The organism is Kocuria sp. (assembly GCF_030536815.1).
Taxonomy (GTDB): domain Bacteria; phylum Actinomycetota; class Actinomycetes; order Actinomycetales; family Micrococcaceae; genus Kocuria; species Kocuria gwangalliensis.
Genome location: NZ_JAUNPE010000268.1, coordinates 1 through 2188, shown reverse-complemented (window position 1 = coordinate 2188; position 2188 = coordinate 1). Strand labels below are relative to the sequence as shown.

General features: G+C 65.9%; 1 protein-coding gene, 2 pseudogenes and 1 riboswitch. Of the genes and pseudogenes, 2 read left to right on the top strand and 1 reads right to left on the bottom strand.

Going from position 1 to position 2188, the window contains the following annotated elements:
- Positions 1–187 (bottom strand): annotated as a pseudogene (locus Q4E95_RS13045) (four-helix bundle copper-binding protein); the annotation flags it as partial.
- A 596-nt stretch (positions 188–783) separates the two neighbouring features.
- Positions 784–976: riboswitch (cyclic di-AMP (ydaO/yuaA leader) on the top strand.
- A 5-nt stretch (positions 977–981) separates the two neighbouring features.
- Here Q4E95_RS13045 and Q4E95_RS13040 point away from each other — a divergent pair.
- Positions 982–1644: a C40 family peptidase gene (locus tag Q4E95_RS13040; protein ID WP_129702180.1), complete on the top strand. Its 663-nt coding sequence runs from the start codon at positions 982–984 to the stop codon at positions 1642–1644.
- A gap of 274 nt (positions 1645–1918) precedes the next feature.
- Positions 1919–2188 (top strand): annotated as a pseudogene (locus Q4E95_RS13035) (hypothetical protein); the annotation flags it as partial.

Below are 2188 nucleotides of genomic sequence, written 5' to 3'. Positions count from 1 at the left end.
CCAGGTTGGTGCGGATGCACTTGGTCAGCTCCGCGACCATGTCCTCGGACAGGCAGGCATCAGCGCAGGCGGTGCAGGTCTGGGCGCACTCGAAACACGCCTCGATACAGGCGGCCAGCTTCTCCTTGTCCACCCCACCGAGGTCCTTCGGGTAGGTCTCCAGCATCGCGCTCACGTGATGGGTCATGGCTTGCTCCTTCGTCGGTTCAACAGGAGACGAACCGGCCGGAGCCAGCCCGCCATGCCATCGACAGTAGACTGCCTTTTCCATGTGACGCGACCCAAAATCTTGAAGATTTGATGAAGATGAACACCTCAGCGGTGCGCAACTGCATCCCATCGACTGGTTTTTGCATCGATGCAGCGGGCCGAATATAGAGATTCCGTGAAGAAATCCCGTCGTGCATCTCGAAATGGCGCCCCGAGGCCTTTCCAAACTGTGAGCCACCTCGAAAGTTCCCTCACGAAGCCTTGGTGTTTGCCCAAGGAACACTGGAGACTACGCGTAGTCCCAAGTCTCTTGCCGTCGTCGACTGTGTCCAGCGAAATGCGCGCCACGATGCCATTTTGCCCAGTCAGACCGGCCCTAATCCGCCAATAGCTGCGTGACGAGTTCAGCTGGGCGACGAACCTATCTCTTCCGGAACGCGCCTTCCCGGGCCCAGGAGCCCGGCTTCTCAGCCCCGACCGAGGGAAGAAACCGGGTTGTGATCTAAACGTGACACTTTCGTTATGGATGGGCTACTGTCCACTGCGTGCCGCTGATCGATCTGGTCGGCGCCCTCGTGCACATCGCCGAATTCTGCCGGTGCCCGGGGTCCCTGAAGAGAAATCGCTTGGCAGAAGCGGGGGAACCATTTTCGGTCCCGGTGACCCGGGACCTAGGGGTTAAGTCGCCCAGGACGTCTGCGTCCGGGGCGGCCGGGTGTCTCCCACCCGCATCCGACAGCTCACCTCGTAGGCAAAGGGAGGAACACACCCATGACTATTTTCAAGCGCAGCACTGCCCGCCACCGCGCCGAGACCACCTCGCACCTGGTGCGTACCACCACGATCGCCGCTGCCGCCGGCGCGGCTGTGATCGGCTCCATCGCCCCGGCCCAGGCCTACGCCGAGATCCCCGCGGGCACCGCCACCGCCTACTCGGCCCCCGCGTCCGCGCTGACGACCTACTCCTCGACGGCCACCCAGGCCGTCGTTGCCCCGCAGACCGTCTCCACCGCCTCCACCCAGGCCCCGTCCGCTCCTGAGCAGAGCGCTTCGACCGCGACGGTGTCCACCCAGTCGGCGGACATCACCGAGATCACCGGCGCCTCCGGGATCGTGGGCACCGCGATGCAGGGCGCCGGCACCGGCTACGTCTGGGGCGGGACCGCCTTCGGCGCCTGGGACTGCTCCGGGTTCACGAAGTGGGCCTACGCCCAGAACGGCATCGAGATCCCCCGCACCAGCTTCCAGCAGATCGCCGCGGCCACCCCCACGGCTACCCCGCAGCCTGGGGACCTCGTCTCCCAGAACGGCGGGGCCCACATCGGCATCTACATCGGCGGCGGCAAGATGATCTCCGCCCTGAACCCCACCCAGGGCACCTTCGTCCACTCCGTCAACGCCATGCCGGTGGACGGCTACTACACCTACCGCTGAGCCGGCCCGCCCTCCGCAACGACCGGAATCGTCGCGGAGGGCCCCGGTCCTCGCCCCGGTTGCACAAGAGAATCCCCGCCTCTCAAGTGAGTTTTTCGTCCACTGCGGGCACCACACCTCTCCTCCACTCACCCGCCGTGCGCGGTGCTCCCGATCCGGGGCCCGCTCTGCCGGACACCGTGACACCCTGCACCCCTGACCGGGGTAATCCGTGCTGTCACCACACCGTTCCGACAGATCCGCCCGGCCCGCCAGAAAGCCCGCTGAACTCCTCATGACTCGTGACCTGACCTCCTCGAATGGCCTCGGCTCGCTCCTCACCGGCAAGGCCCGCACCGTGGCCGCCGTCGCGGCCTTCTCCGGCCTGGCCCTGGCCACCACCGTCTCCGTGCAGGCAACCCCGACCTCGGATGCCTCCACCGACGCCCCGCTGTCGGCCGTCGCTGCCGCCACCCCCACCGCAGCGCCCACCGTGTCCCTCGAGCCGGTCGCCCACGTAACCACAGCCGAAAAGAAGACCAACCAGAAGAAGACCGAGAAGAAG

Coding starts and splice junctions, on each gene's coding strand:
- Q4E95_RS13040 (WP_129702180.1), top strand. CDS start 982: ATGACTATTTTCAAGCGCAGCACTGCCCGCCACCGCGCCGAGACCACC.